The following is a 25274-nucleotide window of genomic DNA, read 5'->3' as shown; positions in this document are numbered from 1 at the left end:
ACGCGGCGCCCCTGCCTGGGCACCCGGGCTCACCCTCGCCGGCGCGGCGGTGCTCAGCCCGCTCGCGCTGTGGGCAGGGGGGGCGACAGCTGGCACGCCCGGGTCACGGGATCGTGCTCGGTGGGGGCGCCGTGCTGCTCGGCCTGCTCGCCCTGACCATGGCGCTCACCGAACGGCCAGGGCTGACCGCGGCGGCCTACCTCGCGTCCACGGCCGCCAACGGACTGCTGCTCGGACGCTGGCAGACCCTCGTCGCCGACTCCGCACCCGAGCCCGAACGGCCGCGCTGGTTCGCCTTCCAGGGCTCGTCCTGGGGTGTCGCCCAACCCGTCGTCCCGGGTCTGGCGGCCATGTTCGGCTCCTTGGCGGGCGCCCCGGGTGCGGGCGCGTTCTGGACCGCGGCTCTGGCCTTCCTGGTGGTGCCCCTCACCCTCAGCTACTCCTGACCCAGCGCCGCCCGCACGCCCGGCTCGATCGCCGCGCGGAAGGCCGCGTCCAGTTCGGCGGGCGTGGCGGTGCTCTCGCCGTCCACCCACGCCCGCATCAGCCCCATGAACGCGCCGACCACGCACACCACCAGCAGGTCCAGCGAGGCCGACGCCCGCGCGCCCGCGGCCACGAGCTCGGTCCTGACCGCGACCGAGAGCAGTTGCTCGCCACGCGCGTACACCTGGCCGCCGCCCCGCCGCCCCAGCAGCGCACGCACGAGCCGCCGCTGCTCCCGCACGTGCTCGAACATCGGCAGGCTGAACGCGAAAAGCTCCCCCGATCGGGCAGCCGGCACGGGATGCAGGAACGCGAGCTCGTCGAGGTTGCTGAACAGCACGTCCTGCTTGTCCGTGAAGTGCGAGTAGAACGTGGACCGGCCCACGTCCGCGCGGTCGATGATGTCGGTGACGGTCACCGCGTCATACCCCTTCTCCAGGATCAGCGCCACCAGCGCCTCCTGGACGACCCGCCGGGTACGCCGCACCCGCCTGTCTCCGGACACTTTTCCACCCTCTGTTCGGTACCGCACAACAAGGCCGATCTGCTCGTTGCCCCCTCACCATTATGAACGCATCATTCATAACTGAACACTTTGTTCATCATTGGGAGGCAATGCCATGGGTCTGGGAAGGCTCCTGCACACCCACGAAGAGCACGCCGACGCCGGCGGCACCATCGACCACCCGCGCGCCTACGAGACCCTCGTCTCGATCGGATTCCTGGGCGCCCGCCGCGCCGCCTTCACCCGCGTGGCGACAGCGGCCGGGCCACGAGCAGGCGATCGCGTCCTGGACGTCGGCTGCGGCACCGGCTATCTCAGCCGGATCCTCGCCCCGGTCGTCACGCGGAGCGGCCACGTCACCGGCGTGGACCCCTCCCCCGCGATGATCGACTACGCCACCCGGCACGCTCCGGCGAACTGCGCCTATGTGGAAGGCGAGGGCCAGGACCTGCCGTTCCCCGACGGCTCGTTCGACCTGGTGGTCTCCAGCTTCGCCGTCCACCACATCCCCGCCGGCGCCCGGCCCGAGGCGCTGCGCCAGATGTTCCGCGTGCTGCGGCCCGGCGGCCGCCTGCTCATCGCCGAATTCCGCCCACCTGCCAACCCCCTGGCCAGACACCTCATCGGCGCCCTCAGCGGCCCCGCCATGCGGCACGACCCTCGTGACCTTCTCGGCACCATGATCCCCGACGCCGGTTTCCAGGTGGAATCAGAAGGCCGCCTGCCGTACCTCCTCTACTACGTCCGCGCCACACGGCCGTAGAACGGAGTCACCTCGGCAGGAGGAACAGGCTCAGCGGCGGGCTCGTTAGGGTCTGCGGTATGGCTCAGCACTGGTTCGATCCCGACCGGTCCGGCTCCCCCGGCTGGGACCTGGCGGCCGTGGCGCTGTGCGTCCTGGTGTTCTGGCTGCCGATCGACAGCGCTGGCCGCGCCGCCTGGGTTCACGCCGGGCTGATCGCGCTGCTGGTCGTCGGCATGCTGCTGCGCGGGCGGCGGCCGTTCGTCGCGCTGGGCGTCGTCGGCGCCGTCACCCTGGCGGGTGCCGCGTTCGGGATGACGCTGGACCCGTTCGTCGCCTCGGCGTGGGTGCTCTACCGCGTCGCCCTCAGGTACGGCACCGCCAGGTCCCTCAACACCGTGGTGGCGGCGACGGGGGTGACCATCGCGGCCGTGGCGTTCCTGGGGACCGCCGACACGGGGAGCGCCGTGCGTTACACGATGCTGAGCCTGTTCGCGCTGGCTTCGGCCTGGGTGCTGGGCGCCACGACGCGCCGCGCGGCGCTGGAGGTCGAGCACGCGATGCTGGCCGAGCGGCGTGGGGCCGTGACGGCGGAGCGGCTGCGCGTGGTGCGGGAGGTTCACGACGTCGTCTCCCACTCGCTCGGCACGATCGCCGTCACCGCCGGGGTCGCGGCCCGCGCGGACGACGACCTCCCGGTCGTTGCGCAACTCCGTCCGCCGTCCCGACCGATACGTCCCGGGCGTCTTGTGGATACCGAGGACGTACTCGCGAACAGCGCGCGTCCTCGGCCCGCAGCCGGGCCATCACCGATCTGTGAAGCTCGGGCGTCCACGCCTCACCCATGCCCGCCGGCACGTCGGCGTCGCGGTCCAGATCGCTCATCAGCCCCTCCCCGCGGCCCCGAACCACTGCCTACAGAGTGATCCAGTAGCGGCGCTTGACGCCCACCTCCGTGGTCCGGACATCCTCCAGGACGCCACCGTTGCGCTCGATGCTGCGCGCCGATCCGACGTTGTCGTCGTCGCAGGTGACCAGGACCTGATCCATACCGAACGCACGCGCCTCGGGCAGAACCGCCCCGAGGGCCCACGTGGCCAGGCCGCGCCTTCGGGCAGAGGGCCGGATGCTGTAGCCGATGTGCCCGCCGATATCGAGGAGAACGGCGTTCAGGTAGTGCCGCAGATCGATGGCTCCCAGGTAGTCGTCGTCCTCGACGATCCACCAGTGGGTGGCGTGGACGCTCCCGTCTCCCAGGGCGACCGACCTGTCCGACTGCTGCCGCAGTTGCTTGACCCACGCCGAGAAGACCTCGGGATTGTCCAGCTCGGCTTCAGGCGCGAGGCGCAAGCCGGTCCCGTCCTGATGGGCGCCTGGAGGCCACTCGTCACGCGCCGCGAGCCATGAGGACTGGAGTCGACGTGTGGGTGTGATCAGTTCGGGCATGCGGGCGAGGATAGCAGCCTCTGATCAGGCATTTTACGCTGCCCCTGACCCGCGACGCCGCACTCTCCGCGGACCTCGCGGGGTCAGGCTTCGTACGCGCTCGTCAGGCGTGACCGCGACGCCTCGAGGTGGGCGGTCATGGCGCTCGCCGCCGCCTCGGGATCCTTGCGGCAGATGGCGTCGAGCACCGCGCGGTGCTCATCGGCGGCGTGGGTGGCGATCCCGTGGCGGAAGTAGAGGCGGTAACCATGGGTGTGCGCGCGGAACCTGCGCAGCGTATCGGCGATGAGCGGGCTGCGACTGGCCTCGGCGATCGCGTTGTGAAACAGGGCGTCCAGTTCCGCGAAGCCACGGTAGGCCTCGTAGGTGTCGCCGAGCAGCGGCGACATCATCTGCTCCAGCGCCTCCCGCATGGCGGTCACCTCCGCATCCGTGGCGTGCCGTGCGGCACGCGCGGCGGCGGACGGTTCGAGGAGCAGGCGAACGTCGTACAGGTCGTCGAGGGCGGCCCGGTCGAGCAGCGGCGCCACCAGATAGCCAGCGTTCGGCCGGCGGACGACGAGCCCCTCCGACTCGCAGCGCGCGAGCGCTTCGCGGACCGGTGTCTGCGACACGTCGAGTTCGCGGGAGAGCCCGTCGATCGACAGCTTCGTCCCGGGCTCCAGGTCGTGATCCATGAGCCGGGCTTTGAGCGCCTGGAAGACCGATTCGCGCACGCTGACCTTGGCCGGCTCGTCGGAGCCCGAGCCGCTGGATGCGCCTGCCACCGGCGCGGAGTCACCCATCGTCCCTCCCTCTGAGACCACCGCGGACATCTTCGCCACTCGTGGTTGACACATGCCCGAAACGCCCTGCATCCTCGTGCAAATCGTATCGTATCCGATCTGGGCAAGCTCGCCCAACGCAGAAGGATGAGCTCGTGACCTTTCCCGGCTGGTTCGGTGACGCGGGTTTCGGCCTGTTCGTGCACTGGGACCATGCGAGTCAGCAAGGCGTGGAGATCGGCTGGCCCCTGGTCGGCCATTCGATCCTTCCGGGCCGGACAGAACCCGAAGCCGACATCACGATCACGCAGTACCAGTCGAGCGCGGCCACGTTCGACCCGCGGCGCTGGGACCCGCGAGCCGTGGCGCGGCTCGCCCGCGACGCGGGTGCCCGCTACGTGGTCTTCACCGTCCGCCATCACGCCGGGTACTCGATGTACCACACGAGGCAGTCGGAGTTCTCCGTCGCGGCGTCGCCGTACGGACGTGACATCACCCGGGAGTTCTTCGACGCGCTGCGCGCCGAGGGCCTGCGCGTCGGCGTCTACTACTCGCTGCTCGACTGGAACCATCCCGACTACCCGGCGTTCACCGACGCCGACCGTCCCTACCCGCACGAACGCTACCGGCGGCCCGCGCCCGAGCAGTGGGCGCGCTATCTCGACTACGTCAAGGGGCAGCTCACCGAACTGCTCACCGAGTACGGGACCATCGACCTGCTGTGGTTCGACGGGGAGTGGGAACGCACCGCGGAGGAGTGGCACGCCGCCGAGCTGCGCGAGCTGATCAAATCCCTGCAGCCGGACGTGATCATCAACGACCGGCTGCCGGGCCAGGGCGACTACGCGACCCCCGAACAGGGCATGCCGCGCCGGCCACCGGGCGGACCGTGGGAGCTGTGTCTCACCATGAGCGAGAGCTGGGCGTACCGGCCCGACGACCTCGACTACAAGAGCCCGCGGCTGCTCGCCTCCTACCTGAGCGAGGTCGTCTCCCGGGGCGGAAACCTCCTGCTCAACATCGGGCCGCGGGGTGACGGGTCGCTGGTGCCGACCGAGGTCGCCACGCTCAAGCAGCTCGGCAGCTGGCTCGCCGGCCACGGCGAGAGCATCGTCGGGGCCGCGCCCGCGCCGGAACGCCTCGACTTCCACGGCCCGGCCACGCAGCGCGGCAACAACATCTACCTCCACCTGCTGATGCAGCCGCAGGAGGTGCTCATCGTCCGGAACGTTCCCATCGGCTCGGTCGTCGGCGTCCGCCTGCTCGGCACCGAGCAACAGCTGCGGTTCAGCGTCAACGAGGAAGTGCACAAGGCGAACGGCGCGGACGACGAGCCGCTCGGCGAGCTGTTCATCACCGTGCCACCACCGACCGGCGCGCTCATCGACGTCATCGCCATAGAGCTGTCAGCCCCCTGGAAGGACGGGTCCCGTGCCACTCTCTAGAACTCTCAGGGCGGTCAGGCCGGTCCTCGCGGGCGTCCTGCTCGCGGCCGTCGGCATCGCGTGCGGCACCGGCACCGGACCGGGCGGCGGCGACGGCAAGTCGCTCCGGATCCAGATTCCCACCGGACCGCTGGCGAGCGCCATGCAGCAGGTCGGCAAGGACTTCGAGAAGGCCAACCCGGGCACGGTGGTCACCTTCGAGGGCGTCGACTCCGGCAGCTCCCGCGGCCCCAACGTGGCCCTGCTCAGCTCGACCGGCACCCCGGACATCGGCTACCTGCAGCGCAGCACGGGCGTCTGGTCCGCGCTGCTGAAGAACAAGCAGCTGACCCCGCTGGACGACGTCTGGAAGGCCGCGGGCCTGGCGGACAAGTACTCCAAGAGCCAGGTCGACTACTACACGACCGACGGGCACCACTACGGCGTCCTCTACGAGCAGCTGCTCATCAACCCCGTCTACTACAACAAGGCGGCCTTCGCGAAGGCCGGCATCCCCGAGCCGCAAGACCATCAGATCGCCTCCGTCGCCGACTTCGAGTCCATGGTGGGCAAGGTCAAGGCCGCCGGTTACGAGGGATTCGGCGTGGGCGGTTCGAGCCCGTACGACCTGGGGCACACGCTGGACGCGCTGCTGCCCACCGCGGTGTCGGCCGACGACTACGCCGCCATGCTCACCAACTTCAAGCCCGGCTCCCCCACGAACGTCAAGTACACCGGCCCCGGCTTCGTGAAGGTGCTCCAGACGATCCAGGACTGGCAGAAGAAGGGCATCTACCAGAACGGGATGCTCGGCATGGACACCGACCAGGCCCAGGGGCTGTTCACCAGCGGCAAACTCGCCATGCTGCAGGGCGGCAACTACACCTACGCGAGCCTGAAGGAGGCCAAGCCGTCGTTCGAGATGGGCTGGTTCCTGCTGCCCCCGCTCACCCCGGGCCGGAAGACGCCGTTCAACGCCTTCAACGGTGACACCCTGGTGGTCCCGGCCAAGGCGGCGAACCCGGAGCTGGCCAAGAAGTTCCTCCAGTTCTTCATGACCGACAAGTACCAGGTCAGCGTCATCGCCGCCACCGGGTCGCTCCCGGTGTTCACCTCGATCCCCGCATCGAGCCTGTCGAACCTCGGTGACCTGGTGCAGCAGCAGTTCGAGCTGTCGCAGTCCGTCGGATTGGTCAACATCTGGGACTCGACCGTGCCCTCCACCCTCGGGCAGGCGTTCTCGGTGCCGGTGCTGCAGAAGCTCGTGGCGGACAAGCTGACCCCGCAGCAGGCGGCGCAGCAGTTCCAGTCGGCGCTGGAGGACCTGCAGTCCGGCAAGGTGTCGGGGGCGTCCGACTGATGACCGCCGACAAAGTCGTTCTGGCGACGGCCGCCACGGCGCGGCCGCCCCGCCGGAGGGCGCGGATCTTCCCGATCGCGGCGATGGCCCCGGCCCTGGCGCTGCTGCTCGCGCTCGTCGCCTACCCGATCGCCGGATCCGTGCGCATCAGCCTCGGTTCCTGGGACGGCGTCGGCGCGGTCGTCTACCACGGCCTGGACAACTACCGCCGACTTCTGCACGATTCGCTGGTCTGGCAGTCCATCGGGACCAGCCTGCAGTTCTTCATCGGGACCGTGGTGTTCACGGTGACCTTGGGCTGTCTGCTGGCCAACGCGATCAGCCGGAAGGTCCCCGGCGCCCGGATCTTCAAGGTCGTCTGGTTCCTGCCGGTGATCATCCCGGTCAGCATCGCGGGCATCTTCTGGTCGAACGCGTTCCAGCCCACGACCGGAGTGGTGAACTCCCTGCTCGGCCTGATCGGGCTCGGAGACGGGCACGCCTGGCTGGCGTCGTCCTCGACGGCGCTGTACGCGGCGATCTTCGTCGCGGTGTGGACGCAGACCGGGTACGCGATGCTGATCCTGCTGGGCGCGATGGAGGCCATCCCCCAGGAGGTGCACGAGGCGGCCACGATCGACGGCGTCGGAGCGGCCGGACGGCTGTTCCGGATCACCTTGCCGAACATCGTGCCGATGCTGGGCACGATCACGACGTTGACCTCGGTGTTCTCGTTCAACGCGTTCGGCGTCATCTACGCGATGACCCGGGGCGGGCCGGGCAACTCCACGAGCATCCTCCCGGTCCTGGTCTACAAGCAGTCCTTCGTCGACCAGGACTACGGCTACGGCTCGGCCACCGCGGTCATCACGACCCTGATCGTCGCCGTCATCGGGATCATGACCCTGCGGATCTTCCGCCAGCAGACCCTGGACGCGCGATGACGGCGCCGCGGCGGCCGCGACGGCGATCGGCCTGGCGGCACGGCCCGCTCTGGTACGTCGGCTACACGCTCCTGCTGGTCTGGACGGCGATCACGGTCGTGCCGTTCGTGTCGATGCTGCTGCTGTCGCTGCACCCGACCAGCGACATCTACGCCCACCCGCTGGGGCTGGGCGGCGAGTGGGTGCTGTCGAACTACGCCGACGCCTGGCGGGGCGTGGTCGGCGGCGCGCCGCTGTCGACGTACATCATCAACAGCGTGCTGGTGGCACTCTGCAGCCTGGCCATCGGCGTGACCTGCGGCAGCCTGGCCGGCTACGGCCTGGCCCGCGCGACCAGGGGCCTGTCGAACGCGGTCAGCCGCGTCATGGTCCTCGCCCTGAGCGTCCCGCTGGTCGTCGCGCTGATCCCGACGTTCGAGCTGCTGGGCAGGTATCAGATGCTCAACAGCGTGCCGGGCATCTCGCTGGTCTACGCGGCGTTCATGACGCCCACCATCGCCCTCATCATGCGGTCGGTGTTCGCCGCCGTACCGCGGGAACTGCTCGAAGCGGCCAAGATCGACGGCTACGGGGAGCTGGCAGCGCTGCTCCGCGTGGTCCTGCCGATCAGCAAGGGCGGTTTCGTCTCGGTCACGCTGCTCGGGCTCATCTTCGTGTGGAGCGAGGTGCAGTTCGGGGTCGTCCTGCTGACCCGCCCGCAGAACCGCACGCTGTCGGTCGGCCTGCTCTCCTTCCAGGGCCAGTTCGTCAGCGACCAGGGGGCCTTCTTCGCCGGCCTCGTCATCGCGACGTTCCCGATCGTCATCCTCTTCCTGATCTTCCAGCGCTACGTCACGAGCGGCATCACCCTGGGTGCGCTCAAGTGAAGAAGGCATATGACATGACCCGAATCGAACGAATCGACGTCCAGTTGGTCGACCTGCAACCGGCGGCCGTCCGCGTCGACGCGATGCAGTCCTTCGTCAAGCAGGAGACGGTGCTGGTCACCGTGCACACCTCCGACGGGCTGTCCGGTACCGGGTACTCGTACACGATCGGGACCGGCGGGCGGGCCGTCATGTCACTCATCACCGACCACCTGGTCCCGGCGCTTCTGGGCCGGGACGCCCGGCCGGTGGAGGCGCTGTGGCGGCACATGCTCGACCAGACCCGCGCGACCACCGTCGGGGCCATCACCTCGCTGGCGTTCGCCGCCGTCGACACCGCGCTCTGGGACCTGCGCGGCCGGCGTACCGGTGAGTCGCTGTGGCAGATGGCAGGCGGCGCGCACGAGCGGCTGCCCGTCTACGACACCGAGGGCGGCTGGCTGCACCTGCCCGTCGAGGAACTGGTGGACGGCGCGAAGCGAGCGGCCACGGCCGGGCTGTGCGGGGTGAAGATCAAGGTGGGCAGGCCGTCGCTCGCCGAGGACGCCGAGCGGCTCGCGGCCGTCCGCGAGGCGGTGGGACCGGGCTTCGAGGTCATGGTCGACGCCAATCAGGCGTTCACCTCCGCGGAGGCGATCCGACGCGCCCGGACCTACGAGCCGCTCGGCATCGCCTGGTTCGAGGAGCCGCTGCCGGCCGACGACCTGCACGGACACCGAAGGCTGGCCGCCTCCACCTCGGTGCCGGTGGCGGTCGGCGAATCCCTCTACTCCGTCCAGCGGTTCGGCGACTACCTGGCCGCGGGCGCGGTCGGCATCGTGCAGGTCGACGTGGCCCGCATCGGCGGGATCACCCCATGGCTGAAGGTCGCCCACGCCGCCGAGGCGTTCAACGTCGCGGTGAGCCCGCACTTCCTCATGGAGCTGCACGTCAGCCTGGCCGCCGCCGTGCCCAACGGGATGTACGTCGAGCACATCCCGCAGTTGCAGGCGATCACCCGTAGCTCTCTGGTGATCGAGGAGGGCCAGGTGACACCGCCCGACGTGCCCGGCATCGGGATCGACTGGGATCCCGATGCCCTCGACGACCACCGCGTCGCCTGAGCGGGACGAGGAGGGCGATGACACGGGTGGCCGACGGCCCGGGACAGCGGGACCGCCCACCCGCAGCGAAGGTGAGCCGTCGCTACAGACGAGCGTTCGACGGGTGAACGCCGGAGCACCGGGACGAGGTGCCCGGGCCGCACGAAGGCGTCATCTACCCATGCGTGTCGCGGGCCTCAGGCCGCCTGGTGCTCGACATGTGAGGTTCAGGTCCGCCTTGACCTCAAGTTTGGTTGAGGTAGCAGACTCGCGGGCATGAGCGAAGACAGAGTGATCATTTATGAGGAGACCGGCGCCGACCCGTGGACGGACGTCATGACGATCCAGAACGAGGGCGGGCGCACGCGGGTGCGGGCCGTCGGCGAGCCGGGGCAGATGACCGAGCTCGTGTCCCGGCTGGTCGGCGAAGGGGCGACACAGGTCGAGCTCTGCGGCGGGTTCGGCGCGGTCTGGCACGCCGCGGCCGGCCGGGCAGCCGGTGGGAAGGTCCCCGTGGGGGCCATCTACTACGGGTTCGAGTCGCTGACCGGCGTGGCCTCGTACAAGACCCGTTTCGAGGCCGGGGAGACGCTTTCCGAGGCGTTCATCATCGTGCACGAAGGCGCCGATCCAGCGGTTGACGTGGTGGTGCACGAGAAGGCCGACGGCGGCCGGACGACCTTTGTGGCGGTGCCCGACGAGACCGTCGCCGGCGAGGTGGCCGGGACGATGGCCAGCGAGCTGCAGCTGATCGAGCTGTACGGCGGGTCCGGGCCCGAGGGTGCCGAGCCGGTCGTCCGCGCCGTGGACGGCCGGGTGCCCGTCGGCGTCAGCGCGTACCGGCGTTAGAGGAGGGTGCCTGACACCACCGGGTACGGGGCCGGCGGGTGTTCCGGTTGAGGCCCCCGTGCCACACACCCAAATCGCCTCGATTTGCAGGGAAACCTGAAGATAGAGCTCTTCGAATGGATTGATGGCAATTTAGCACTCCCACGATATCGATCAGATCCTTTCGTGAAATGATCGTGTTTCACGACCCTCTTTGTACGGGTATCCCTAACTCGGCATGCCGATTCTGGCGACACGGAAAAATGCCGAATACATCATCATTAGGGAAGCTCGGTGATTGCTCGCCTCAAGCCGACGAATTCGAGTAGGTGGTCCGGCAGACTCCGCACCGCCGCCACCGCTGCGGGGCCGGAAAGGAAGAGAGTCACCCAGGTGGCCCCCATGCTGGGGCCGGCCTTCGTCGCGGCGATCGCGTACGTCGACCCCGGGAATGTGGCCACCAACCTCACCGCGGGCGCGACGCTGGGCTACACCCTGGTATGGGTCGTCGTGGCGGCCAGCCTCGTCGCGATCCTCGTGCAGTTCCAGGCGGCGAAACTCGGCATGGCGACCGGGAAGAACCTCCCGCAGTTGTGCCGGCAGCGGTTCACCCGGGCGGGCAGCCTCATGCTGTGGTTGCAGGTCGAGGTCGTCGTGCTCGCGACCGACCTCGCGGAGTTCGTCGGCGCGGCGATCGGGATGCAGCTGCTGTTCGGCATGCCGGTGGGGGTGTCGGCGGTGGCGACGGCGGTGGTGTCACTCGCGCTGCTCGAACTGCGTCGCAAGGGCCGGACCCGCCCGTTCGAGCTCATGAGCGCCGCGGCTCTCCTGTTCGTCGGCGCGGGCATCGGCTACGACATCATCGTCACGGGAAACCAGTCCGCGAGCGGACTCGCCACCGGGCTGATCCCGAGCCTCGGAGGTGAGGGTGCGCTGCTCCTGGCCATGGGCATTGTCGGCGCCACGGTCATGCCCCACGCGGTCTACCTGCACTCGGCGCTGGTGCAGGGACGCGGCATGACGACCGCCGCCGCCCGCTCGCAGCCGGACCTCGTCCGCCGGATCCTGCGCCTGGACTGCTCACTGGCCCTGGGCGTCGCCACGGTCATCAATGTGTCGATGATCGCCCTCGGCGCCGGGCTCGGCGCCGAGACCGGCGGTGCGTGGGCCGGCGACCTGCCGGCCGCCCATGCGGAACTGAGCGCCCGGATAGGCGGAGCCGCCGCCCTCGCCTTCGCCATCGCGCTCCTGTCGTCCGGGATCTCTTCCTCCGGGATCGGAACGCTCGCAGGCGACATCGTGATGCAGGGGTTCCTGGGCCGGCGGGTGCCCGTGCACGTGCGCCGGATCGTGACCATGACGCCGGCCGTCCTCGCGCTGTTCTCCGGCGCGCCGCTGACCGACCTGCTGATTCTCAGCCAGGTGGTCATCTCCCTCGGCGTGCCCGTGGTGCTGTTCCTGCTCGTCCGTTTCTGCCGTGATCGGTCGCTGATGGGTCCGCTCGTCAACGCCCCGCACACGACCTGGATCGCGGGCACCGCCGCGGCGATCGTCGCTCTTCTCGGCTGTTCGCTGCCGGTTCTCCTGCTGTTCTGACCTGCGAACGGGGTCTTTCGATGCACGACCACACCGGGCCCGACGAGGACCGCACCCCGCCCGAGACACTGATTCCGATTTCCCTGGCCAGAATTCGGGTCAAGTTCTTCGTCTTCGCCGGACTGGCAGTCGGCTGTGCGATTTTCGGTGCGACCGTATGGCTCACCCTCACGCTGCTGCTCACGTGTGCCGGGATTCTGCTCGCCGTGGCGATCATCGGAGGGAAGGAGCTGGTCCGTTCCCTTTTCTTCATGTCGCCGAAGCGGGACTGGCGATAAGAGCCGCGAGCCGTCATTGCCGAACAGGATCGCTGGGGTTGGCCCGGGCGACGATGAGCGGATCCATCGGCGTGAAGGGGAATTGCGGAAGCTCACGCTCGGGAATGCCGAAACTCGCGGCGAGGACTTCGCGGGAGAACGCCGACGCGGTGGCCCGATAGCCGATGTCGCCGGGCGTGGGCTGATCGAAGAAGATGAGGAAGTGGATGTCCTCGTCGCCGATGACCTCGATATGGTGCGGGAAGGCTCGTGGCACGAAGTAGAGGTCGCCGGGGCCGAGCAGATACTCGTCGAGGGTGTTGTCGGGGTCCAGGACGCGCATGCGGGCGTGACCTTTCGCGACGTATCCCATCTCGGCGGTGACCGGATGCCAGTGCGGTTCGCGCATCCCGCTCTCCCTGATGCGCAGGGAGTACATGGAGATGTCCTCCAGGGCGGCCCAATACTGCTTACGGGCCAGGCGGGCGTCACCGTAGGCGTAGGACAGCGGCGCGTGCTGGCCTTCGGCGTCGAACAGGTGGGCATTGGGCAGCCCGGCCGTGGACGGGACGTCGGCGGCACCGCTACGGCGGACGATCTGCTGGGCCGGAGACCGCTCGAAGGCGTTGAACGCCGATGAGGGCAGGTCATAGGTGTTGCCGAGCACCGCATCGGTCATCGCGTTGAAGCTGTCGTGCAGCGAGAAATGCTGCGGGCGCTCGTTGCGCAGGGCGAGGAGGAACTCGGCGCGCTCGGCGCCGATGTTCTCGATGTGGTAAACGGCGCCGGACTCGACGTGATACATCTGACCGGCGCTGACGATGAACGAGGAGAAGGCGTCGGCGTTGCCCAGGATCGACACCAGGACCGTGCCGGAAAGGCAGTAGCCGAGCTGGTTGGCGTTGACATTCCACTGCGGCTCGCGGATCGCGCCGGGTTCGAGGACGATGCGCTTGAGCGAGAGCCGGTTGAGGATCGGCAGCACGGTGGCGTCGACCATGGTGACCGAGCCGAGCTCGTTCTCGAATGCGGGTGACACGGTCGCCAACGAGGTGATGTGCGGCGATGCGTTCGTCATGGCTTTCCCTTCGTTGCCGCAACCCGCACGCTCAACGTCGAATGCGTGCCACCGCGAAAATGTCGCCCCGGGTCGCGTGGCGCGTCCACGCCGGTGGTCTATGAGTTGGCCTTCGGCCTGCTCCAGTTTTCCAAGGTTAAGCACTAAGTGTCCGCTGCAGCGGATTATGGTGCAGCGTGTCGCCCGTTCGACCACGTTGTGTAACCGGCCGAAGGCATGGCTCTGCGAGTCACGCCGGCAGCACCGTGCCCAGGCCCAGCACCGCGCAGATGCCCAGGATGCGCAGCATCGGCCACTTGAGGGCGAACGTCATCCGGCTCGGGCAGTTGGACGTTGAACGGCCCCCAGGCCCGTGACCCAGGTGGTCAGCAGCGCCCCCAGCAGCGCGACCACCGCCACGGGCAGCCACCAGACCACCAGCCCGACGGCGAGGATCCTGCCCGCGGAGCGCCGGCTCGGCTGCGCGTGGTGCAGGGCGTCATCGGAGATCAGCGGAGCCGGTCCCCCGTCGCCGCCATGTCCACCACGACTCCGGCAGATCTGAGGGGCCGGCTTGTGAGCGGTCCAGCCGACGAGCGCGGCGACCGCGATGACGATCCCGCAACAGGCCAGCGCGCCGTACAGAGCCGCGTACGCCCGGCGGCGGCCGACACGATCACCCCAGCGCGCCAGGACGAGGCTGGCGGCGAACGTGCCGGCCAGGATCGCCGCCAGCATCAGCCCGACCTCGGCCGGCGACAGCCCGTCGGCCCGCAGGATCACACCGAGCTGGACCGCCGCGACGCCGTACCCCAGGCCGCGTAGCGCCTGTGCGGCAAGCAGGATGCCGACGACATTCCGGATCATGCCGGCTCGCGTCCCAGCAGCATCGAGCGCCGGTAGAACTCGTACAGCCCGTCGAAGAGCGGGCCCGTGAGCTCGAGAACGCGCCGATCGTCGCAGGTCATGGACAGCCCACGGAGGATCACGTCCAGACCGGCGGCCTCGGGCGCGTCATAGCGCTCATCGTCGATATCGGCCTCATGCACGATCTCGGCCAGCTTCCACAGCACCGGATCGTCGAGGTCGTACCGGCGCAGGATCGTCTCGAAGCTGCAGTCGCCGCCGTGGTGCGACAACTCCACGCCGCGCATGTCGAACGGCGTGGCATCGGCGGGGACCTCGGCCGGATCATCGACGAACACGAACTCCGCCTCGGCATCGAGACGGCGGCGGATCAGCCAGGCACACGCCGCCCGGTCGATGTGCACCCCGGCACGCGTGGCCCACCTCATCCGGCGCTCTCCATCTCTCGGGCCAGTGCGCGCACGGCCCGCTGCGCGGTCTCGCGCTCGGCGGGCGGGAAGTAGTCGCGGCGGCCGATCCTGCGCAGCTCGGCCTGCAACCGCTTGACCGCCCGGCTGCGCTCTCCGGGCCGCGCGTGTGCGGCGGCCTCGGCGTGCGCGATCACCTCGCGATATTCGGCCGCCCGCGCCCGGCGCATGTCCACGGCGATGGCCTTCTCCTGCGCCGCGTTGCCCGGGGCGGCCAGCCAGATGGTCGAGCTGCCGCCCAGCTCGCCGATCTCCTCGGCGAGCCACTCCAGGTGCTCGCGGGTACGGGCGTCGGCGGGCAGCGCCACCAGCCCGTCACCCAGCCGCGCCACGCCGAGCCGGTCCAGCTTGCGCCAGATCGTGATCCGCAACGTCGAGGGCTGGCGCGGGATGCGGTACGCCAGCAGCACCCACTGCCCCACCGTGTCCGCCATCCGGCCTCCCTTGCTGCAACCACAGTTACTGTAACCATGGTTGCGCTCATGAGTCCAGGCAGAAGGCGTCAGAGGTCGAGTCGGCGGCCCTTGAACTGCGGGTGCCTGGTTTCCCAATATCGTCAGCCTTCGACCCTGGCCGGCACGTTGGCGATTCCGGAACCGATCTGGACGTGGCCGCACGTGCCGAGGACGGACCAGGCGGACCATCCGATGCGGTAACCGGCGACGCGGTACCACATGTTGCCGTACATGCCCTTGCTGACGTCCCGTTTGTATTCGTGTCCGGTGAAGACCTTGTACTCCTCCCGGAGATGGGGAAGCCCCACCCGCTGCAATCCGCGGACCAGGTCGCCGATGCTGATCGCGGCGGGCCTGATGTCGAAGGTCTCAATGGACGCGCGCACTTGGTGCTCCCTCGTGACCGACACCCTCATCTTGCCGCCGGGGCCGTCGATGTAGCGGGTGCGGGGAACGGTGAAGTTCCTCGGCGAAAGCCAATCGGCCTTGAAGATGGTGCGCGGAGAGCACCGGCCGTGGCCGACGCTGTCCGCGCGCGCGGAGAGGGGCAAGGCGGCGACCATGACCATCGAAAGGCAGCCGCTCATGGTTGACATGGTCGTTCTCTGGGTCGCGTGACGTACCCCTGGCCTGGCGAGAGCGGCTGCGGCTGCCGTTCGGGGAATTGGCGCGAACATATACCGTTCCTTCCGAAATACGAACCCTGACCGCTACTGTCCGGCAGCCGAAAGCAGCGCTCATCGCCCGCTGAGCGAACCGAGGAGACTCGTACGATGCTTACAGCCGCCGCGAGCCGGTCCATGACGCCACGCCGCGCTCGGATCCCATAACCGGTGATCCCGCCTCGGGTTCTCTGCGGCCGCTCTCAGGCCCGGAGGCCGTCGAGCATGACCGTGGTGAGCGGGTCGTCGAAGCGGACGGGGCGGCCCTTGCGCGGGCCGCCCCGGTCCGGTCATCCGAGCGGGGAGGTCATGCGATCGCCGGTTCGCCGGAGGGGCGCGGCGGGCTCACCGGAGACTCGTCGAGCGGCTGCGGCGGAGCGTTGAGCACCGCCTCGTCGATCCGGCCCTCGCCGCGGGCGACGAGGACCGGCACCACGATCTGTCCCGCGACGTTGGTCGCGGTGCGGATCATGTCCAGGATCGGGTCGATGGCGAGCAGCAGGCCGACGCCCTCGAGCGGCAGGCCCAGCGTGCTCAGAGTCAGCGTGAGCATGACGATCGCGCCGGTCAGACCGGCCGTCGCGGCCGAGCCGACCACGGAGACGAACGCGATGAGCAGGTATTCGCCGACCCCCAGCGGGATGTCGAACACCTGCGCCACGAAGATCGCCGCCAGCGCCGGGTAGATCGAGGCGCAGCCGTCCATCTTGGTGGTCGCACCGAACGGCACGGCGAAGGAAGCGTAGTCGCGGTCGACTCCCAGACGCTCGATCGTGACCTTCTGCGTCAGCGGCAGCGTGCCGACCGAGGAGCGGGAGACGAAGGCCAGCTCGATCGCGGGCCACACGTTGCGGAAGAACGTGATCGGGTTGACCTTGCCGACCAGCGAGAGCAGCGTCGGGTAGACGGCCAGCAGGACGATGAAGCAGCCGACGTAGACGCCGAGGCTGAACCTGGCCAGCGGCGCGAGCAGATCCCACCCGTACGTGGCGACCGACTTGCCGATCAGGCCGGCGGTCCCGATGGGGGCCAGGCGGATGACCCACCACAGCGCCTTCTGGACGAGTTCGAGGATCGAGCGGCTGAAGCTGAGGAACGGCTCGGCCTTCTCGCCGATCGCGATGGCCGCCGCGCTGCGGATGGCCGCGGTCTCCGCGCCGGTCAGGCGGTCCCGGGCCGCCGAACTGCTCGACCTCGTGGGGCTGGGCGACGCGGCCGGGCGGCGGCCGTACGAGCTGTCGGGTGGCATGCAGCAGCGCGCCGCCATCGCCCGCGCGCTCGCCCCCTGGTCGGCTCGTACGACGAGGTCGCTGCCCCGGGAGTACGTCGCCGCCGGGGTGGACGAGTTCGTCCTGTCGGGGTGGCCGCACCTGGAGGAGGCGTACCGGGTCGGCGAGCACGTACTCCCCCGCCTGGAGCGCGTAGTGACGCTAGGCTTCTCCTCCCGGGGCGACTTACCCGGTGAGCTGGCTCTTGTAGAAGACGGTCGCCTGGAACTGGTCAGGACTGCCACTGATCTTGCTGGAGAAGCCGAACGCGAGGCGTGGGCCGTCCGACGAGCGCCAGATCGCCATTCCCTGAGGTTCGCGACCGGGCAGCGACTCGCCCGCTCTCGTCCGGTACACCTCCTCGACCGAACCCCCGGTCTTGTTCATGTCGAGACGGACCAGGTAGGACGGCTTGGCCGGGTCCGAGGGCTGCGCGGGCGGACCCCCGTAGGAGAGGTACGCGTACTGGCCGTACGAGGTCACGCCCTGGAAGAGGTCGGAGTCGGAGAGACCGAGTTGGGCGTTGGTCGGGAGAGCGCGCATGGCAAGGACGGGAGTGGTGTCGCTGATGCCCTTGTCGAGGACGGCGGGGAGGTCGAACAGCGCGAGGCGCCACGGGCTCGTCGTCCCCATGTACCGGACGAGCAGCCGGTTGGTGTAAGGATCGATCGACGGTCGCGGACAGTCCAGGAAATCGGAGAGGCGGACCGGGAAGTTCCGGACCCCCGCGCCGTCGGCGTAGTCGAGCAGGCCCCCGTCGCTGTACTTGATGCGGCAGATCGTGTGGCTGTTCGGGCCGGTATCGGGGGACAAACTCCTCCAGTCGCCCGCGAGCCACACATACGGAGATCCGGACGTGTCCGGCTGGATCGCCATCGACGAACCGTGGTCGAACCCGTGGAGCGCCATGGCGCCCAGCACCTTGCCGCTCAGGTCGGCCCTGGTCATCCAGAGGTCGCCGTTCGTGCTCCCGACCTTGCTCTGCGCGAAGTAGATGTGCCCGTGGACGTGGTCGAAGGCGAAGGACTGCATCGCCCAGTAAGGCTGGTGAAGCGTGGCCCGCACAACGGGATCGCCGCCGGCCCCCTCGAACACGAAACGCTGCGATGTCGGGACGGTCGCGGACGCCGCTTCAGCCGCGAACAAGGAAAGGCCGCCGGTGGCGGCGGCGGCTGCTATCCCTGTACCGGTTCGGAGGAGTGTGCGACGACTTACGGCGGATGCTTCGCTGATGTGGGAATTTTCGCGCAAGTGCATCACCCTGCCGGTCGTTCGGCCGATTTGGTTGATCATGACGAACCTAGCAATCGGACCGATGGGTGTCGATAACACGAACTGCGGGCGACCGGCCGGAAAGCCGGACGTGTGCTCGTACTTGCCGTGAGCCTGCTCAGTGCCGGGTGTTCGAGCGGGCAGGCCGGTCCGCAGCCATCGTCTCCCCATCCAACATCCTCATCCCCCACCCCCTCCTCACCGTCCTCCTCCGCATCCTCCGCCGCCACGCAGGTCGCGGCTGTGCCTCGCGCTCGACGGACACGACCGCGCCGCCCTCGGAATCAGAGGCCGGGGGAAACAAGAGTCCGGGAAGCACGGGGCGACGTGCGCGTGGAACGTAAGCGGTCAGAAGGTCAGCCTCGCACTGGATCTGCCGCTGTCCTACGCGCAAACCATGACCAAGAACGGGCGCGTCTCGCAGGTGCCGGTGGGGCAGCACAAGGCTGTGCAGGCCGAGTTTCAGAGGATCTGCTTCATTTTCGTCGCGGTGCACGATGTCGATCGCGACCCCGCTTCCTCCCAAGCCGACGCGCCCGGTTGTTCGCGCGAACAGATCGACAGATGAGCCGGCCCCTTGGCTCCACCCCGATTCCCAGGGCTTGCAGAAGCCGCAGACCGGACTCGCGCCGCCTCGCAGCCTGGTCAGCCGGCCCAGCAGCCCGTTCTTCCCGACCAGCTCCATGCCCTCGGCGCGGGCCTGGCCCCGGCCCTGTCAAGCTCGGCACCGTCCGCGACGGCAAGCCGATGACGCTCGACGTCACGCGCATCGCCCAGGACCGGCCCAACCTCGAAGAACCCGAGAAGATCGATGAGGATCACCGGGTGGATGAGGTTGAGCGGCCGATTCTGCCATTCGGCCATAGATCGGCGAACTTGAGCGGCTTCATCATTGCCGGGCGCACCTATCGATCTGGTAGGGCCAACCCCGCCATGCCCGCGCCCGGGGTCCGGGAACACCACCGGCGCGGGGCCGCGAAGGCCCCGCGCCGGTCATCGATCAGCTGACGACGGCAGGATCAGCCCAAACCGCCACCGAACCAGCCGTCGAAGAAGTCGGCGATGTCGTCGCCGAGCTGTCCACCGCGGAAGCCCAGGTGCGTGGTCGCCCCTCTCTTGGTGTTGACCTCCATCTCGATCGCCTCCGGCTTGAAGATCTGCTTCTCACCCTGGCCGGTACCGCCGCGCGGGAGGTTCGACGGCGGCCTGCCCTGCGGATACATCCGGCCGTTGCCGTAGACGGTGTAGGACTGTGTCGGCTGGACGCTGCCGTCGTTCCGGTAGACCTGGCTGGGCCGTGGCCGCGCCGGCTGACGGTTCGCCCTGGGCGGCGCCTGCCGCTGCGTCGACCTGTGGCTGGTCGGACGCCGCGCCGGACGCGAGCGCGCCTGCTGGATTCCTATGGGCACGTAGCCGACCCGACGCTGGCGTCGGCCCATCGCCGCCCGCCTTCGTCGCTCGGCCCTCACCTCGCGAGCCGCCCTTTGCCCCTCTCTGCGGACCGCGGCCGCGGCCCGTCGCTTCGCCGCGGCGTCCCGAGCCCGCCTGGCGGCGTCCCGAGCCCGGATCCTGGCGGCCTCCTGGGCACGCTTCAGCGCCTTCGCCTCGGCCCGCCTTCTGGCTTCCTCCCTGGCTCGCTTCCTGGCGGTCTCCAAAGCCCGCTTCCTGGCCTCCTCCTCGGCCTTCTCCCTGGCCTTCTCGATGGCCCTCTCCCTGACCCTTCGGAGGTACGCACGCCTCGCAGCGCGCTGGGCCGCCTTCTTGGCGAGGTAGCGGGCCCCGAACCTGGCGCCGATGGCGAGCGCGACCCAGAACCACTGCCCGTCGGGGTCGGTCATGGTGACGGGGCTGTTGTTGGCGTAGGCGTAGGCGTTGAGGGTCTGCGGATCCACATCGTCGATGATCGGGTCCACCGACATGAACCGGCCGAGTTTGGGGTCGTACTCGCGGGCGCCGAGGTGAACGAGCCCGGTCGTCCCGTCCTTCGTGCCGCCGACGAACCCGCGCTGGCCCGGCCACCATGGCGGCGGCGAGCCCCGGTCCTCACCGAACGGCGTAGTCCTCCGCACCGCCAGATCGCCGTTGCCGGCGTTCACCGCGGCCTGCGCGGTGCCCTGGTGGTCACCGGCCAGGAAGTACACCTGGTTGTCCGGCGTGCGTACCGCGATGGGCTCGTCGTTGATGGTGTAGTAGCGGGTCTGCTCGACGACGTCCTTGGCGTAGTCGAAGCGCAGTTCCATGTCGTCGATGTAGAGCGTGGCGTCGGTCGATGTCCTGCGGATGAGCCGGTCGCCCTCCGCGTCGTAGACGAACGACGTCGTCTTGCCCGCCTCCGTCACCGACTCCAGGTTGCCCTCGGCGTCCCAGACCAGGCTCTGGTCCGAGTTGCCGACCTTGCGCCTGGTGGTGTTGCCCGCGGCGTCGTACTCGAACAGGTCCGACCCGACGCTTTGCAGCGCGTGCGGCTGCCTGCCGCCCGCCTGCGGGTAGGTGTAGTCGCGGACGGTCTCACCGGCACCGCCCCAGGCGTGCTTGGTCTCCTTGGTCCGGTTGCCGGTGGAGTCGTAGGCGTAGCTGACCGCGTACGGGGCCACGCCGCCGACCTTGTCGGACTGCGGGCTGCCGCCGGCGCAGTCGTCGGTCGCCGTCCAGGCCGAGGTCAGGCGGCGCAGGTGGTCGTACGTGAAGCATTGCGTGTCCTGGCCGGTCGCCTTGTCGGCGATCTTGGTGATGTTGCCGACCGCGTCGTAGGTGTAGTTGACGTCGAAGTCGGTCTTGGCCGTGCCCTCCCGGTCCAGCCGCATGCTGGTCAGCCTGCGGGTGGCCTCGTCGTGGGTGTAGGTGAGCCAGGTCTTCTTACCCGCCTCGCCCAGCTCGTACTGCAGGGTCTCGCCCATCTTGGAGTAGCGGGCCGCGCCCACGTACGCCGACAGGCCGGTGACCTTGGTCGGCTGGCCGAGCTCGTCGTAGGTGTAGACGACCTGCTCCTCGGCCAGTCCTCCAACGCCGGGGAAACTGACCGACTGGACCTTGTCGTCGGCCGTGTACCGGGTGTTGAGCTGGTACGTGCCCGCCAGCTTGCCCTCCCGTTCGGGGATGGTGACCGTCTCGCGGAGCGGGCGGTAGTCGGCGTCGATGACATTGATCTCGCCCTTGTACGCCTGCCCGCCCACGTACCGGATGCTGGCGTTCATGTGGCCCTTGGCCAGGGCGTCGTACTTCCACTCGGCCAGCAGCGGCCCGGTCGCGGAGTTCTCGCGCAGCTCCTTCTGGCGGCCCAGCTCGTCGTAGACGTACCACAGGGTCTTGCCGCGGGAGTCGGTCGTGCTGACGACCTCGTCGGCGTCGTTGTACGTCATCGTGGTGACGCCCTGGTCGGGGTCCTCGGTCTTGATCTCGCGGCCGCGCATGTCGTAGTGGTGGCGCCACACGTTGCCTGCCGAGTCGGTCACCGTGGACAACCGGCCGGCGGCGTCGTAGGTGTACTTGGTGGCCTCGTACTCGCCTGCCGGGGTCTCGCCCTTGTACTGGCGCAGCTCGATCAGGCGGTCCTCGGCGTCGCCGATGCGGGTGGTCGCCGTGCCACCCGCCGGCGGCGTCATGTGGACCCTGTCACCCTCCTGCTTGACCGTGACCCGGTACTTCTCCGCGCCCTTCGCCATGAGGATCTGGGCGTTGACCTCACCCGCGCCGTCGAAGGTCGACACGACCTGGTTGGGCACGTCGGTGTCGGCGACCGCGAGCAGGTCGGTGGCGGGTGTGCCGGTGGCGAAGTAGCCGGAGTTCGACTTGTACTCCTCGCCCTGGGAGTTGTAGAAGGTGTCGGTGATCGTGCGCCCGTCACGCAGTGCGGGGTCCTGCGTCTGGTCGTCCCTGGGCGCGGGTTCCTGGGTCTGGCGCTCGCGCATCAGGCCGTCGTACAGCTCGTGGCTGGCGGTGTAGCCACCATCGGCGCGCAGCGTCTTGGTGGTGACGTAGCTGGGGCCGTCGTCCCGCATGACGTAGGCGTACTCGGTGCTGGGCGACTGGTTGCCCTCTTTGCTGCGGTCGGGCTGCCAGACCTTGGTCAGGCGGCCGAGCGCGTCGCGTTCCAGGTCGGTACGGCGGTTGTTCGTGTCGATCTCGGCGACGGGCTCGGCCCAGGCCGGTTCGAGGATCGTGCGGTTGACGTGGCTGAGCTGGTTGGTCTCGGCGATCTCGGTCGCGAGGGCACCCGTGGCCGGGGTGTAACTGGTCACGGACTTGTTGCCGAGCGAGTCGGTCTCGCTGGTCTCGCGGCCGTAGACGTCATACGTGTGGGTCCTGTCGGTGATCGTCGTGCCGTCACCGGAAACGACCTGCTGGACCGAGGTCACGTCGCCCTTGCTCGGGGCCTGGCCGTACGCCTTGCCGTCGTACTGGACCTTCTCATCCGAGATCACCTCGTCGTCGGCCAGTGTGGAGACGGCGGTGCCGCAGCTCGCGGCGACCTTCTGGACGCGGCTGGTGTAGTCGAGCATCCAGCTGGTGTCGTTGCGGGCGTAGGTGTAGCGGGTGCACTGGTCGTCGTCGGTGGTGGCCAGGTCGCCCTTCTCCTCCACCTGGGTGAGCAGGCCCTTGGTGTCGTACGTACGCTCCTCGCCGACACGCCGCCAGGTACCGCCGGGCAACGCTTTACGGGTGACCGTGGACTTGGCCTCGACCACGTGCGCGGCCTTGGTGACGCCGCCCTGTGTGGACTCCGCGGTCTTCACCGACCACGGCTGCTCGACGCTCGCGCTCAGGACGGCCCCGCCGTCCCCGTCGTACAGGATCTCCTCGCGCTCGAAGCCGGAGAACTGGTCGAGGTCGTCCAGCTTGACGCCCTCGGAGTCCTCGACCTGCGCGTCGCGCTTGGAGCCGTCGGCCTGCTTGTCACCGTCCATGCCCCGGAAGTACCGGAACTCCTTGAGCGTGCGCTTGGTGTCCTGCCCGTCGCCCTCGCGCACCCGGACCCGGCCGAACCCGCGGAAGTCCGACCACGTGCGGTGCTCGGGCTTGACGAGGATGTTCTCGGCGTAGCGCCAGGCGGCGCCGCCCAGGTATTCGTAGCTGGTGACCACATTGGGCGAGCCCGAGATGCGGTCCACCTCGATCATCTGCGACACCACGTACTTGTGGAACCAGTCGTTGACCTCGGCCTCGTTCAACGGTGCCCAGCGCTGCGGGAAGCACAGCTTGGTGTTCTTGTCGGCCGCCGGGAGTTCGCCGGCCTTGCATTCTGCGGGGGCGTAGTTGATCCGCAACTCGCCGCCGGTCCCGTTGTTCACCGACTGGACGCGCCACTTGACCAGCGGGGCGCGGCCTTCGTTCGTGTCCACCCGGTTGGCGAGCTGGACGCCGACGAACGTGGTCCTGGGCGCCGTGATCGTGCCGCCCACGTGACCGGTCTGCTGGACCGAGGCCAGCCAGAGCGACGGGCTGAGGCCGTCACCCGTGGCGGGGAACTGGTGTTTCAGCACCCAGGAGTCGACGTCGCCGTACGCGCTCCCGGACAGGATCTGCGTGGTGACCTTGACCAGGCGCTTGCGGCTGAAGAACGTCGGGGCCAGGCGGTCGGTGCACTTCACGCCGGAGTCACAGATCTGGTCGAACGGGACGTCCGGCCAGCTGCTGGCGGTCTCCTTCTTGAGCTGGTCGGCGGCGCAGGTGATGGTGCCGCTGGGCAGGCAGCGCTCGGCCACGTCGAAGACGACGCGGGAGGCGGGAGCCTTGGTGAACAGCTCGTTCTGCAGGTAGCCGTAGTCGATGCGGGTGAGGTAGCCCGCGCGGTCGTACACGGTGCCCAGCTCGGGCTTCATGTTGCGGCCGTAGTAGTTCTTCTCCTGCGCGTACCAGTACGTGGTGGCGTTGCCGTGGGTGTCCACCGCGTAGTCCAGGTTCCAGCGGTATGCCTGCTGGCACCAGGCGTTGGCCGGGGTGCTGTTGTAGCAGGGCTCGCCGCTGTTGTTGCCGAACACCGGCACCGTCTGGACCGACTTCGTCTCCGCCTTGCCGGTGACCCAGCCGGGCAGCCGGTTCAGGCCGAAGGTGTATTGGCTGCCGTCAGCGGTGGTGACGCGCCAGTACTCGCCGTTGTTGTCGCCGTTGGTGGCGCCGGTGAGGTACTCGATGCGGGTGCCGTCGTCGCGCTTGGGCCGCCACTGCTTGCTGGTGGCGTCCTTGATCAATTCGATGGCCGAGTTGCCGAGCGAGAGGATTGCGTTGTCCTGGTCCCAGCACAGGTCGCCAGTCTTCTTGCCGTCGATCATGCAGGACTTGTAGCGGCGCTCGATGAAGCCGCCGGGGTTCAGCTCGAAGCCCTCACCCGCCCAGGACGCCTGGTTGTTGGTGGAGGCGGTGCGACCGTCCACGCTCTGGGAGGAGTAGGCCAGCGAGATCTCCGGCTCCTCGCCGCCCAGCGCGGGCGGGGTACGCATGTCGTAGCCCCAGGAGAAGTCGCCGGTCTGGGTGCCGACGCTCCAGTCCGCCGAGGCACCCAGCGAGGTGGCGGAGTGGTCGCCGGAGGGCCCGGAGGCGGCGGCGGTCAGGGCGTACAGGCCGTTCGTCTCGAAGTCGGCGGTCAGCTTGCCCGCCTTGACGTCGTTGTCGCTCTTGACGGGCTCAGGCAGGGCACAATTGCTCGCCTTGGCGTCGAGCGCGCACCCCTCCAGCTTGACCAGGTACAGGCGGGCACCGTAGTCGCCACCGTAGGCGTAGCGGAAGCCGGAGTAGTCGATCTGCAGACGGCTCTTCCCCGACGCCTTGGCCGCCGCTACGCCCTGGGCAGGGGAGACGCGCAGCGCGAGGCCGAACCGGTCCGTTTCGAGAAGCTCGACCTTGACCGGGTCGGCCGCGGCGGCGGCTTTGGCGTCTTTCTGCGGGGCCAGCTTCACGGGGAAGCCGGTCGCCGCCAGGGTGCTCGCCCCGGTGCCGCCCAGCTCCGCTGC

General features: G+C 68.9%; 23 protein-coding genes and 2 pseudogenes. 14 read left to right on the top strand and 11 right to left on the bottom strand.

Going from position 1 to position 25274, the window contains the following annotated elements; translation table 11 throughout:
- The first annotated feature begins 113 nt into the window (after positions 1-113).
- The gene (locus AB0L65_RS59205; RefSeq protein ID WP_364265805.1) at positions 114-446 is read left to right on the top strand and encodes a hypothetical protein; all 333 of its coding nucleotides are present in this window, start codon (positions 114-116) and stop codon (positions 444-446) included.
- Here the strand turns inward: AB0L65_RS59205 and AB0L65_RS59200 are convergent.
- A complete protein-coding gene (locus AB0L65_RS59200) occupies positions 437-991 on the bottom strand; it encodes a TetR/AcrR family transcriptional regulator (RefSeq protein WP_364265803.1) in 555 nt (184 codons plus the stop codon). The genes AB0L65_RS59205 and AB0L65_RS59200 overlap by 10 nt on opposite strands.
- 115 nt (positions 992-1106) lie before the next feature.
- Between AB0L65_RS59200 and AB0L65_RS59195 the strand changes: the two genes are divergently transcribed.
- Together AB0L65_RS59195 and AB0L65_RS59190 are read left to right on the top strand one after the other, a co-directional pair.
- Positions 1107-1754 carry a methyltransferase domain-containing protein gene (locus AB0L65_RS59195; protein ID WP_364265801.1) on the top strand — a complete coding sequence of 216 codons (648 nt, stop codon included), beginning with the start codon at positions 1107-1109 and terminating at the stop codon, positions 1752-1754.
- A gap of 59 nt (positions 1755-1813) precedes the next feature.
- The gene (locus AB0L65_RS59190) at positions 1814-2659 is read left to right on the top strand and encodes a histidine kinase (RefSeq protein ID WP_364265799.1); all 846 of its coding nucleotides are present in this window, start codon (positions 1814-1816) and stop codon (positions 2657-2659) included.
- Here the strand turns inward: AB0L65_RS59190 and AB0L65_RS59185 are convergent.
- Together AB0L65_RS59185 and AB0L65_RS59180 are read right to left on the bottom strand one after the other, a co-directional pair.
- On the bottom strand, positions 2649-3179 hold the full coding sequence (locus AB0L65_RS59185) for a GNAT family N-acetyltransferase (protein ID WP_364265797.1): 531 nt from the start codon (positions 3177-3179) through the stop codon (positions 2649-2651). The genes AB0L65_RS59190 and AB0L65_RS59185 overlap by 11 nt on opposite strands.
- Positions 3180-3262: 83 nt before the next feature.
- On the bottom strand, positions 3263-3964 hold the full coding sequence (locus AB0L65_RS59180; RefSeq protein WP_364265795.1) for a GntR family transcriptional regulator: 702 nt from the start codon (positions 3962-3964) through the stop codon (positions 3263-3265).
- Between the two features lie 134 nt (positions 3965-4098).
- On the opposite strand from AB0L65_RS59180, the gene AB0L65_RS59175 reads away from it, so the two are divergent.
- The 8 genes from AB0L65_RS59175 to AB0L65_RS59140 all read left to right on the top strand — a co-directional run bounded on the left by AB0L65_RS59175 (position 4099) and on the right by AB0L65_RS59140 (position 12300).
- Positions 4099-5388: an alpha-L-fucosidase gene (locus AB0L65_RS59175; RefSeq protein ID WP_364265793.1), complete on the top strand. Its 1290-nt coding sequence runs from the start codon at positions 4099-4101 to the stop codon at positions 5386-5388.
- Positions 5375-6727, top strand: coding sequence for an extracellular solute-binding protein (locus AB0L65_RS59170; protein ID WP_364265791.1), 1353 nt, complete (start codon positions 5375-5377; stop codon positions 6725-6727). The genes AB0L65_RS59175 and AB0L65_RS59170 overlap by 14 nt, the downstream gene beginning before the upstream one ends.
- Complete coding sequence (locus AB0L65_RS59165) at positions 6727-7650, top strand: sugar ABC transporter permease (protein ID WP_364265789.1); 924 nt, start codon at positions 6727-6729, stop codon at positions 7648-7650. The genes AB0L65_RS59170 and AB0L65_RS59165 overlap by 1 nt, the downstream gene beginning before the upstream one ends.
- Positions 7647-8516, top strand: coding sequence for a carbohydrate ABC transporter permease (locus AB0L65_RS59160; protein ID WP_364265787.1), 870 nt, complete (start codon positions 7647-7649; stop codon positions 8514-8516). The genes AB0L65_RS59165 and AB0L65_RS59160 overlap by 4 nt, the downstream gene beginning before the upstream one ends.
- Before the next feature lie 14 nt (positions 8517-8530).
- Positions 8531-9619, top strand: coding sequence for a mandelate racemase/muconate lactonizing enzyme family protein (locus AB0L65_RS59155; RefSeq protein WP_364265785.1), 1089 nt, complete (start codon positions 8531-8533; stop codon positions 9617-9619).
- Between the two features lie 255 nt (positions 9620-9874).
- The gene (locus AB0L65_RS59150) at positions 9875-10447 is read left to right on the top strand and encodes a DUF6506 family protein (RefSeq protein WP_364265784.1); all 573 of its coding nucleotides are present in this window, start codon (positions 9875-9877) and stop codon (positions 10445-10447) included.
- Positions 10448-10828: 381 nt separating this feature from the next.
- A complete protein-coding gene (locus AB0L65_RS59145) occupies positions 10829-12022 on the top strand; it encodes an Nramp family divalent metal transporter (RefSeq protein ID WP_364265782.1) in 1194 nt (397 codons plus the stop codon).
- A 20-nt stretch (positions 12023-12042) separates the two neighbouring features.
- On the top strand, positions 12043-12300 hold the full coding sequence (locus AB0L65_RS59140) for a hypothetical protein (RefSeq protein WP_364265780.1): 258 nt from the start codon (positions 12043-12045) through the stop codon (positions 12298-12300).
- Positions 12301-12313: 13 nt separating this feature from the next.
- Here the strand turns inward: AB0L65_RS59140 and AB0L65_RS59135 are convergent, their stop codons facing one another.
- From AB0L65_RS59135 to AB0L65_RS59110, 6 genes and pseudogenes are all read right to left on the bottom strand, one after another.
- Entirely contained in the window at positions 12314-13501 is a 1188-nt protein-coding gene (locus AB0L65_RS59135) for a cupin domain-containing protein (protein WP_364265778.1), read from the bottom strand.
- Between the two features lie 165 nt (positions 13502-13666).
- Positions 13667-14203, bottom strand: a complete 537-nt coding sequence (locus AB0L65_RS59130) for a hypothetical protein (protein ID WP_364265776.1) — start codon at positions 14201-14203, stop codon at positions 13667-13669.
- A complete protein-coding gene (locus AB0L65_RS59125; RefSeq protein WP_350737099.1) occupies positions 14200-14631 on the bottom strand; it encodes a chromate resistance protein ChrB domain-containing protein in 432 nt (143 codons plus the stop codon). Before AB0L65_RS59125 ends, AB0L65_RS59130 begins: the two co-directional genes overlap by 4 nt.
- On the bottom strand, positions 14628-15104 hold the full coding sequence (locus AB0L65_RS59120) for a Chromate resistance protein ChrB (RefSeq protein ID WP_364265774.1): 477 nt from the start codon (positions 15102-15104) through the stop codon (positions 14628-14630). The genes AB0L65_RS59125 and AB0L65_RS59120 overlap by 4 nt, the downstream gene beginning before the upstream one ends.
- A 122-nt stretch (positions 15105-15226) precedes the next feature.
- Positions 15227-15712, bottom strand: a complete 486-nt coding sequence (locus AB0L65_RS59115; protein WP_364265772.1) for a hypothetical protein — start codon at positions 15710-15712, stop codon at positions 15227-15229.
- Between the two features lie 382 nt (positions 15713-16094).
- Positions 16095-16916, bottom strand: a pseudogene (locus AB0L65_RS59110) (cation:dicarboxylase symporter family transporter); the annotation flags it as partial.
- A 34-nt stretch (positions 16917-16950) separates the two neighbouring features.
- Here AB0L65_RS59110 and AB0L65_RS59105 point away from each other — a divergent pair.
- Positions 16951-17070, top strand: a pseudogene (locus AB0L65_RS59105) (ATP-binding cassette domain-containing protein); the annotation flags it as partial.
- 171 nt (positions 17071-17241) lie between these two features.
- On the opposite strand, the gene AB0L65_RS59100 reads toward AB0L65_RS59105, so the two are convergent.
- Positions 17242-18087, bottom strand: coding sequence for a hypothetical protein (locus AB0L65_RS59100; RefSeq protein WP_364265770.1), 846 nt, complete (start codon positions 18085-18087; stop codon positions 17242-17244).
- A gap of 637 nt (positions 18088-18724) precedes the next feature.
- On the opposite strand from AB0L65_RS59100, the gene AB0L65_RS59095 reads away from it, so the two are divergent.
- Both AB0L65_RS59095 and AB0L65_RS59090 read left to right on the top strand, forming a co-directional pair.
- Positions 18725-18895: a hypothetical protein gene (locus AB0L65_RS59095; RefSeq protein ID WP_364265768.1), complete on the top strand. Its 171-nt coding sequence runs from the start codon at positions 18725-18727 to the stop codon at positions 18893-18895.
- Positions 18896-19074: 179 nt separating this feature from the next.
- Positions 19075-19335: a hypothetical protein gene (locus AB0L65_RS59090; RefSeq protein ID WP_364265766.1), complete on the top strand. Its 261-nt coding sequence runs from the start codon at positions 19075-19077 to the stop codon at positions 19333-19335.
- Between the two features lie 11 nt (positions 19336-19346).
- Here the strand turns inward: AB0L65_RS59090 and AB0L65_RS59085 are convergent, their stop codons facing one another.
- On the bottom strand, positions 19347-25220 hold the full coding sequence (locus tag AB0L65_RS59085; protein ID WP_364265764.1) for an RHS repeat-associated core domain-containing protein: 5874 nt from the start codon (positions 25218-25220) through the stop codon (positions 19347-19349).
- Between the last annotated feature and the right edge of the window lie 54 nt (positions 25221-25274).

Source organism: Nonomuraea sp. NPDC052116, assembly GCF_040680035.1.
GTDB lineage: Bacteria > Actinomycetota > Actinomycetes > Streptosporangiales > Streptosporangiaceae > Nonomuraea > Nonomuraea angiospora_A.
The sequence above is the reverse complement of the archived record's forward strand: the minus strand, read 5'-3'. Positions and strand labels throughout refer to the sequence as shown.

Coding starts and splice junctions, on each gene's coding strand:
- AB0L65_RS59195 (WP_364265801.1), top strand. CDS start 1,107: ATGGGTCTGGGAAGGCTCCTGCACACCCACGAAGAGCACGCCGACGCC.
- AB0L65_RS59190 (WP_364265799.1), top strand. CDS start 1,814: ATGGCTCAGCACTGGTTCGATCCCGACCGGTCCGGCTCCCCCGGCTGG.
- AB0L65_RS59185 (WP_364265797.1), bottom strand. CDS start 3,179: ATGCCCGAACTGATCACACCCACACGTCGACTCCAGTCCTCATGGCTC.
- AB0L65_RS59180 (WP_364265795.1), bottom strand. CDS start 3,964: ATGGGTGACTCCGCGCCGGTGGCAGGCGCATCCAGCGGCTCGGGCTCC.
- AB0L65_RS59165 (WP_364265789.1), top strand. CDS start 6,727: ATGACCGCCGACAAAGTCGTTCTGGCGACGGCCGCCACGGCGCGGCCG.
- AB0L65_RS59160 (WP_364265787.1), top strand. CDS start 7,647: ATGACGGCGCCGCGGCGGCCGCGACGGCGATCGGCCTGGCGGCACGGC.
- AB0L65_RS59155 (WP_364265785.1), top strand. CDS start 8,531: ATGACCCGAATCGAACGAATCGACGTCCAGTTGGTCGACCTGCAACCG.
- AB0L65_RS59150 (WP_364265784.1), top strand. CDS start 9,875: ATGAGCGAAGACAGAGTGATCATTTATGAGGAGACCGGCGCCGACCCG.
- AB0L65_RS59145 (WP_364265782.1), top strand. CDS start 10,829: ATGCTGGGGCCGGCCTTCGTCGCGGCGATCGCGTACGTCGACCCCGGG.
- AB0L65_RS59140 (WP_364265780.1), top strand. CDS start 12,043: ATGCACGACCACACCGGGCCCGACGAGGACCGCACCCCGCCCGAGACA.
- AB0L65_RS59130 (WP_364265776.1), bottom strand. CDS start 14,203: ATGATCCGGAATGTCGTCGGCATCCTGCTTGCCGCACAGGCGCTACGC.
- AB0L65_RS59125 (WP_350737099.1), bottom strand. CDS start 14,631: ATGAGGTGGGCCACGCGTGCCGGGGTGCACATCGACCGGGCGGCGTGT.
- AB0L65_RS59120 (WP_364265774.1), bottom strand. CDS start 15,104: ATGGCGGACACGGTGGGGCAGTGGGTGCTGCTGGCGTACCGCATCCCG.
- AB0L65_RS59115 (WP_364265772.1), bottom strand. CDS start 15,712: ATGAGCGGCTGCCTTTCGATGGTCATGGTCGCCGCCTTGCCCCTCTCC.
- AB0L65_RS59100 (WP_364265770.1), bottom strand. CDS start 18,087: ATGCAGTCCTTCGCCTTCGACCACGTCCACGGGCACATCTACTTCGCG.
- AB0L65_RS59095 (WP_364265768.1), top strand. CDS start 18,725: ATGACCAAGAACGGGCGCGTCTCGCAGGTGCCGGTGGGGCAGCACAAG.
- AB0L65_RS59090 (WP_364265766.1), top strand. CDS start 19,075: ATGACGCTCGACGTCACGCGCATCGCCCAGGACCGGCCCAACCTCGAA.